At 71.9% G+C, this 7,784-nt stretch carries 6 protein-coding genes and 1 pseudogene; 3 read left to right on the top strand and 4 right to left on the bottom strand.

All coding sequences use genetic code 11. The annotated features are described in order from the left end of the window. Positions 1 to 144: 144 nt before the first annotated feature. The 4 genes from ACWCRB_RS47935 to ACWCRB_RS47920 form a co-directional block, all read right to left on the bottom strand. Entirely contained in the window at positions 145 to 2,535 is a 2,391-nt protein-coding gene (locus ACWCRB_RS47935) for a transglutaminase TgpA family protein (RefSeq protein WP_451002088.1), read from the bottom strand. Then, positions 2,532 to 3,896, bottom strand: a complete 1,365-nt coding sequence (locus ACWCRB_RS47930; protein ID WP_451002087.1) for a DUF58 domain-containing protein — start codon at positions 3,894 to 3,896, stop codon at positions 2,532 to 2,534. The genes ACWCRB_RS47935 and ACWCRB_RS47930 overlap by 4 nt, the downstream gene beginning before the upstream one ends. After that, positions 3,893 to 4,933: an AAA family ATPase gene (locus ACWCRB_RS47925; RefSeq protein ID WP_369035396.1), complete on the bottom strand. Its 1,041-nt coding sequence runs from the start codon at positions 4,931 to 4,933 to the stop codon at positions 3,893 to 3,895. Before ACWCRB_RS47925 ends, ACWCRB_RS47930 begins: the two co-directional genes overlap by 4 nt. A 250-nt stretch (positions 4,934 to 5,183) precedes the next feature. Beyond that, positions 5,184 to 5,732: a beta-class carbonic anhydrase gene (locus ACWCRB_RS47920; protein WP_451002086.1), complete on the bottom strand. Its 549-nt coding sequence runs from the start codon at positions 5,730 to 5,732 to the stop codon at positions 5,184 to 5,186. Between the two features lie 275 nt (positions 5,733 to 6,007). Between ACWCRB_RS47920 and rsmH the strand changes: the two genes are divergently transcribed. From rsmH to ACWCRB_RS47905, 3 genes and pseudogenes are all read left to right on the top strand, one after another. After that, positions 6,008 to 6,964 (top strand): 16S rRNA (cytosine(1402)-N(4))-methyltransferase RsmH, encoded by a 957-nt coding sequence (gene rsmH / locus ACWCRB_RS47915; RefSeq protein ID WP_451002085.1) that lies wholly within the window; start codon positions 6,008 to 6,010, stop codon positions 6,962 to 6,964. Between the two features lie 52 nt (positions 6,965 to 7,016). Next, positions 7,017 to 7,598 (top strand): hypothetical protein, encoded by a 582-nt coding sequence (locus ACWCRB_RS47910; protein ID WP_451002084.1) that lies wholly within the window; start codon positions 7,017 to 7,019, stop codon positions 7,596 to 7,598. A 5-nt stretch (positions 7,599 to 7,603) separates the two neighbouring features. Then, positions 7,604 to 7,784, top strand: a pseudogene (locus ACWCRB_RS47905) (hypothetical protein); the annotation flags it as partial.

Here is a 7,784-nt window from a genome sequence, read left to right as displayed (position 1 = left end):
GGGCGCGCCGCACACACCTGCGGGGGGCACAGACGCTTTTGGGGGCTCTCACCCGGCACAGGGCCCCCCCCCCCCCACGCCCCCCGCCGGGGGCCCCCAACCCCCCGGGGTTTCGGGCCACCGGCCTTTCCGGCCTCCGGGCTGTCAGCTGTGCTGACCCCACGGCTTGCGCAGGTTCGGCCTGGCCGCCGACGCGCGCTCACCGAGCTCCGCCAGTCGCGCCGACAGCGCCCACACCACTCGTACGGTCGAACGCGGGGCGAACATCGCACGCAGCTGCGTGCCCCGGCCCACCGTGGTGCGCAGGGCCTCGGTCACCCGGCGCACATCCTCCGCGAGCCCCGCCGTCGGGCGTGGAACCGGCGCGTACAGGACCTGCTCCACGGCGTCCGCGACCCGGTGCACCGCGTCCGCCGCCGGCGGATCGAGCTGGCCGAGACGCACGATCCGGGCAGCCGCCTTGCGAGGAGTCTGCGACTCCTCCGGACTGATGCCGAAGTCCCAGGCGGTGTCCGTCAGTTCCTGCCAGGCCGACAGCGCGTGGACCGCCGCGTCGGCCTCGCTGCGGCCGTGCGCCCCGAGCCGTACAGCCCGGATCCGCAGCCGCCACAGCATCGGCAACAGCAGAAGACCCACCAGTGCCAGCGCACCCAGCGTCCAGCCCAGGGCGGCCGACCACCAGCCACCGTCGTCGCCCTGGCTCAGCGCCACCTCTGCGGACTCGCTCGCGCACCCGCCGTCCAGCCGCCGCTGCGCCGCCGTGCACGTCTCGCTCGTCGAAGCGGAGTCGGAGGGCGCCACGGAGGCGTTCTGGGAGGGCACGTCCGGGTCCGGGATGGTGCTGCCCGGCGCCTGGGACTGCGTGTACTCGGGCACCGAACCACGGGTCGGGGTCGGCTCGAAACGGGTCCAGCCGACGCCCTCGAAGTACAGCTCCGGCCAGGCGTGCGCGTCGCGCAGCCCCACCGACACCGTGCCGTCCGGCTCCGGCGTACCCGGCGCGAAGCCCACCGCGACCCGGGCCGGAATGCCCAGCGTGCGGGCCATCGACGCCATCGCGAAGGAGAAGTGGACGCAGAAGCCCTCCTTGTCCCGCAGGAACCGCGCGATCGCGTTGGAGCCGCTGCCGACCTGCACCTGGGTGTCGTACCGGAAGCCGCCGCTCACCGAGAACCAGTCCTGGAGCTTGACCGCCTGCTCGTAGGCGTTCGTCGAACCGGCGGTGACCTCGCGCGCGGTGCGCGCAACGATCGCCGGCAGCGACTCCGGGACCTGCGTGAACTCACGGACCAGCGCCGGGTCCGGCTCCGGAGCGTCGGCGAGCTGCTCCGCGGTCGGCTGCACGTCCAGGCTCGTCACCGTGTACCGCACACCGCGCGTGTTCTGGCCGTGGTCGCCGACGAGGGTGCGGCCCACCGGCTCGAAGCGCCAGCTGCCGTCGATCTTCACCCCGGTCGCGGGATACGGCATCGGCAGCCAGTCCTGGGCGTACCAGTCGGCCGCCGAGATGGTGGTCGTGATCTCGGTGCGCTGTACGTCCGCGCTGAGGCCGAGCGGGGTCGGGAACTTGTCCGGCACATCCTGGATGTGCCGCTGGGACGGCTTCCACGCGGTGCCGTCGAAGGAGTCGAGCGAGACGATCCGCAGATACAGGTCCTGGGTGTCCTCGGTGCTGTTGCGCACCGACATGACCTGGCGGTCCTCGTCCACGTTCAGGCTGTCGCGCAGCGACACCAGCGGGTTCACGGCGGAGATCGTGCCGCCGCCCCCGCTGCCCGAGCCCACACCGGTCCCGGTGGCGTCCAGCAGCCCGCCGTCGAGCGAGGGCAGCGCCAGCGGCACCACCAGGGCGACACCCAGCGCGACCGCGCCGATCCGCCGCCCCGTGCGTACGGGCGCGATCGCACCGCCGGACGACTGCTCGCCCGGGGCGCGCGGCGCGCCGCCGAAGACCCGGCCCCACTGGGACAGCCGGTCCCGGCCCTCGGCCAGCAGCAGCATCAGATAGCCCGCCGCCGCCAGCAGGAACCACAGCCAGGCACCGCCACCGTCGGCCAGTCCGGCCGCGACCGAGTACAGCGCGAGCAGCGGCAGCCCGGCCGGGGCAGCGGCCCGGAACGTCACCGCGAGGGTGTCCACCATGAGCCCGATCAGCAGCACACCGCCGACCAGCATCAGGCGTATGCCGTCGGACAGCGGCGCCGGAATGGCGTACCGCCCGACGTCCTCCGCGCCCGTCTGGAGCAGCGTGCCGAACTGCTGGAAGGCGTCGGGGCCTGGGATCAGGCCGAAGAACGCCTGCTCCCGGACGAAGACCAGGGTCATCAGGACGAGCGTGACCAGAAGCTGCGCCGCCACCGTCAGCGGCCAGGCCAGCGGCACCCGCCGGGCCCCCGCGCCGACGACCGTCTGCACGCCCAGCAGGAAGGCCACCTGAAGCAGCCAGCTCACGTTCTCGACCAGTGGCAGCAGGGCACACGCCGCCAGCATCGTCGCCACCCAGGCGCACAGCGCCAGTCGTGCGCGCCCGCTCATGACCGTCCCTCCCCGCCGCTGACGGCGCCGAGACCGGAACGCACCCGGTCCGCCTGGCGCCACACGTCGCTCATCGCGGCCCCTCGCGGCACCCGCACCGCCGTCCAGCCCGCCTCGCGCAGCATCCGCAGCGACTCCTCGCCCGGGTCCTCAGGACCCGGCACATCGTTGGGTTCGCGCACCCAGGTCTCACTGTCCAGCACGAAGGCGACCGCTCCGCCACTGCGCTGACGCATCTTCGCGGCCACCTGGGCCTGCTCCTCGTCGAGGTCGCCGAAGAACGCCATCAGCAGCCCCTCACCGCCGCCGCGCAGCACGTCGTACGCGCGGGAGATGTCCATGCCGTCCGAGTGGTCGATCACCGCGAGCGTGTCCATCATCAGCCCGGCCGCGTCCGCCGACTCCTGGCTGGCGCCCGCGAAACCCTCGCCGCCCTCGCCGGGCACGGAGTTGCCCGTGTCCGTCAACAGCCGTACGGAAAAGCCCCGTTCGAGCATGTGGACCAGGACGGACGCGGCGCCCGAGACCGCCCACTCGAAGGCCGAGTCCGGGCCCGCGCCCAGATAGGCGATGCCCCGGGTGTCGAGGAGCACCGTGCAGCGGGCACGCTGCGGCTGCTCCTCGCGGCGCACCATCAGCTCGCCGTAGCGGGCGGTGGAGCGCCAGTGCACACGGCGCAGGTCGTCGCCGTAGCGGTACCCGCGCGGGATCACGTCGTCCTCGCCGGCCAGTGCCAGCGAGCGCTGCCGTCCCTCGCCGTACCCCTTGGCCTCGCCGGTCAGCCGCACCGGCGGCAGGGCCTCCACGCGCGGGATGACCGTCAGGGTGTCGTACGTCGAGAAGGAGCGGGTCAGCTCGCACATGCCGAACGGGTCGGTCAGCCGCAGCTGGAGCGGGCCCAGCGGATAGCGGCCCCGCAGATCGGAGCGGACGCGGTAGGACACCTCGCGGCGCCCGCCCGCCTCCACCCGGTCCAGGACGAACCGGGGGCGCGGACCGAGCACGTACGGCACCCGGTCCTGGAGCATCAGCAGGCCCGTGGGCAGCCGCGAGACGTTGTCCATGCGGAGATGGACCCGGGCCTCCTCGGCGGCGGGCACGCGCGCGGGGGAGAGCCTGCGGCTGCCCGCCACCCGGTAGCGCGTGCGGTACAGGACGGTCGCGCAGACCAGCGGCAGTACGGAGAGCAGCAGCCCCACCCGGAGCAGATCGCTCTGCCCCAGGACGTACGCGCAGATGGCGGCTGCGACCCCGGCGGCCAGGAAGGAGCGCCCGCGGGTGGTGAGACCGGCCAGCGCCGTACGCACCCCGCCCTTCTCGCCCTGGTCGTCCTCCGGGTGCCCCGGCGCGCCTGCGCTCATCCAAGCCTCCGGGGCGGCTGCTGCCCGAAGTCGGGCGCCGAGCGGCCCATGCCGAAGCCGCTCTGCTGCTGGGGCGCCGCGGGCACCGCGGTGCGCTGGAGGATCTCCTGGACGACCTGCTCGGACGTCCGGCGGTTCAGCTGGGCCTGGGCGGTGGGCAGCAGGCGGTGGGCCAGGACGGCCACGGCGAGGGCCTGGACGTCGTCCGGCAGCGCGTACTCCCGGCCGCTCAGGGCGGCGGACGCCTTCGCGGCGCGCAGCAGATGCAGCGTCGCGCGCGGCGAGGCGCCGAGTCTGAGGTCGGGGTGGTTGCGCGTGGCGCCGACCAGGTCCACGGCGTACCGCCGGACCGAGTCCGCGACGTGGACGTTGCGGACGGCCTCGACCAGCTTCACGATGTCGTGCGCGTGGGCCACCGGCTGGAGGTCGTCCAGCGGTGAGACACCGCCGTGCACGTCCAGCATCTGCAGTTCGGCCTCCGGGCTCGGGTAGCCGATGGAGACGCGGGCCATGAAGCGGTCGCGCTGTGCCTCGGGGAGCGGGTAGGTGCCCTCCATCTCGACCGGGTTCTGGGTGGCCACCACCATGAAGGGGCTGGGCAGTTCGTAGGTCGTCCCGTCGATGGTGACCTGGCGTTCCTCCATGGACTCCAGCAGCGCGGACTGGGTCTTCGGCGAGGCACGGTTGATCTCGTCGCCGATCACGATCTGCGCGAAGATCGCCCCCGGTTTGAACTCGAAGTCGCGGCGCTGCTGGTCCCAGATGGACACACCCGTGATGTCCGAGGGCAGCAGGTCCGGCGTGAACTGAATGCGCCGCACGGAACAGTCGATGGACTTGGCCAGCGTCTTCGCCAGCATGGTCTTGCCGACGCCGGGCACATCTTCGATCAGAAGATGCCCCTCGGCGAGCAGCACGGTCAGCGAAAGCCGTACGACCTCAGGCTTGCCCTCGATCACTCCCTCCACCGAACTGCGGACTCGCTCCACAGTGGCGGTCAGATCAGTGAGGCTCGCTCGATCGTCATAGGTCGTCACACGGCCCTCCTAGGCCCGTTCATACTCCGGGCCGACGCTCTGCGATGCGGACCGGCCCACCCCGAAACACGGACGGCACGCGGGATAAGTTCCGCGTGACGTCACACCCGCATTCTTGTTGCCGTTACCGGTTCGTGTCACTCGCCTGTGGATAACTGGCAGGGCTATGTCTGGTTTTCCGGCCTTTTCGGCCCTGAAGTGCAGGGTAAATTTCGTAGAGACATACGTAAGGATGCGCGTTCCGGTTCGGTTACGCGGGGTCGATCTCACGCAGCAGGCCGGACTTCACGTCGAAGACGAAGCCGCGGACGTCGTCGGTGTGCAGCAGGAACGGGTTGGTGCGCACACGCTGCATCGACTGGCGTACGTCCTGGTCGACGTCCCGGAAGGCCTCCACCGCCCACGCCGGCCGCTGCCCGACCTCGACCTCCAGCTCGTGCCGGAACTCCTCGGTGAGGGACTCCAGGCCGCAGCCGGTGTGGTGGATGAGGATGACGCTGCGGGTGCCGAGCGCCCGCTGGCTGATGGTCAGGGAGCGGATCACGTCGTCGGTCACCGCACCGCCCGCGTTGCGGATGGTGTGGCAGTCGCCCAGCGCCAGACCGAGCGCGTCGTGCAGGTCGAGACGGGCGTCCATGCAGGCCACGACCGCCACCCGGAGCACCGGACGGGCGTCCATCCCCGGGTCGGTGAAGGCGGCGGCGTAGCGCTCGTTGGCCTCGACGAGACGGTCGATGACGGTGCCCTCGGTGGATATGGCGCCTTCGGGTCCGGTGGGAACTGATGCAGAAGTCGTCATAACCATGACGGTACTGGTCACGGCCCTTCCGGGCCCGCTGTGAGAGGGGACAAAGAACACCAATGAGCGTTGTTGTGAGGTAACCCACACGGGTGGTGTGAGTGTACCCGTACGGGTGATTGCTGGCGATTTATGGCTTCGGTGTACGGGGTGCCGCGACGCGCAGGGCCGGTTGATTGACCGGCAGTCACCGTGGACTAAAGTGACGCGAAGTTTGATTTCCCGCGTGCGCGGCGCGTACGTATGACTGGCCGTGCCGGACCTGAGAGGGCCCCTTGAGCCAGAGTCGACACGTCCCGGTGATGCTCCAGCGGTGCCTGGACCTGTTGGCCCCCGCACTGGAGCGGCCCGGAGCGGTCGTCGTCGACTGCACTCTCGGCCTCGGCGGCCACAGCGAGGCACTGCTCGCCCGTTTCCCCGAGGCCCGGCTGGTCGCCCTCGACCGCGACAAGGAGGCGCTGCGCCTCTCCGGCGAGCGGCTCGCCCCCTTCGGCGAGCGGGCCGAGCTGGTGCACGCGGTCTACGACGAACTGCCCGACGTACTGGACCGGCTGGACCTGCCGAAGGTCGACGGGATCCTCTTCGACCTCGGGGTCTCCTCCATGCAACTCGACGAGGCCGACCGGGGGTTCGCCTATGCCCAGGACGCGCCGCTCGACATGCGCATGGACCAGACGACCGGGATCAGTGCCGCCGAGGTCCTCAACACCTACCCCGCCGGTGAACTCGTCCGGATCCTCAGGGCGTACGGCGAGGAGAAGCAGGCCAAGAGGATCGTCTCCGCGGTCGTGCGCGAGCGTGACAAGGAGCCGTTCAGCAACAGCGCCCGGCTGGTCGAACTGATCCGCGACTCGCTGCCGCAGGCCGCCAAGCGCACCGGCGGCAACCCCGCCAAGCGGACCTTCCAGGCGCTGCGCATCGAGGTCAACGGTGAACTGACCGTCCTGGAACGGGCGATCCCGGCCGCGGTGAAGGCCCTCGCCGTCGGCGGGCGGATCGCCGTCCTGTCGTACCACTCGCTCGAAGACCGCCTCGTGAAGCAGGTGTTCGCGGCCGGCGCCGCCAACACCGCGCCCCCCGGACTGCCCGTCGTGCCCGAGCGCTACCAGCCGCGGCTCAAGCTGCTCACCCGTGGTGCCGAACTTCCCACCGAGGAAGAGGTCGCCGAGAACCGGCGAGCCGCCCCGGCGCGACTGCGCGGGGCCGAACGCATCAGGGAGGACACCGAGTGAGGCGTACGGAGGGGACGACGGGTGAGCGCTGTGTCTTCCCGGGGAGGGACGAGTGAGTAGGAATCCCGAGCTGAAGGGCCGGGCCGCCCGGCTCGCCCGGCTCTTCCCCGCGGGGCCGGGGCAGGCCGCCCGTACCCCCTTCGTCCTGCTCGTCGTCTTTCTGCTGGGCGGGGGTCTCATCGGGCTCCTGGTGCTGAACTCCGCGCTCAGCGAAGGCGGGTTCCGCCTCGACGACCTCCAGAAGGACACCAAGAGCCTCACCGACGAGGAACAGGCCCTCCAGCGCGACGTGGACGCCTACGCCGCGCCCGACGCCCTCCAGCGCCGGGCCAGGGAACTCGGCATGGTGCCCGGCGGCGACCCGGCCTTCCTGAACCCCGACGGCACCGTCAAGGGCGTCCCGGGGCCGGCGGAACAGGCGGCGCTGCGCATCCCCGAGGTGGTCCCGCCCGAGGCGATCGTGCCCGAGCCGGTGCCCAGCCCTACGCCGACGCCGACGCCGACGCCGACGCCCACGCCGAGCGCCACTCCGACCCCTGCGTCGACGCCTACGCCCACTCCCTCCGTGTCGGCGTCCCCCGCGCAGGTACCCGTAGCCACCCCCACCCTCCCCTCCACGACCCCCGGCAGGTGACGGAAGTGTCCGACAGGGAACCGCCGCGCCGCCGTGTGCCCGCACCGGCCAGATCCGCCCGCCCCGGCGCCGCCCGGCGGCCGGGCCCCGGCGCCCGCCCCGCCGAGCGGACACTCCGCTTCCTCCCGGGCACCGCCCCCGGCACGGCGGACGTACGTTTCGCGGACGGCCGCCCGTTCCACGACC

This window comes from Streptomyces sp. NPDC002156, assembly GCF_053593675.1.
Note: the sequence above shows the minus strand (reverse complement) of the source record. Positions and strands in the feature narration are given on the sequence as shown.

Excerpts from the sequence above, each read along its gene's own strand:
- ACWCRB_RS47920 (WP_451002086.1), bottom strand. The coding sequence starts at position 5,732 with ATGACGACTTCTGCATCAGTTCCCACCGGACCCGAAGGCGCCATATCC.
- ACWCRB_RS47930 (WP_451002087.1), bottom strand. The coding sequence starts at position 3,896 with ATGAGCGCAGGCGCGCCGGGGCACCCGGAGGACGACCAGGGCGAGAAG.
- ACWCRB_RS47935 (WP_451002088.1), bottom strand. The coding sequence starts at position 2,535 with ATGAGCGGGCGCGCACGACTGGCGCTGTGCGCCTGGGTGGCGACGATG.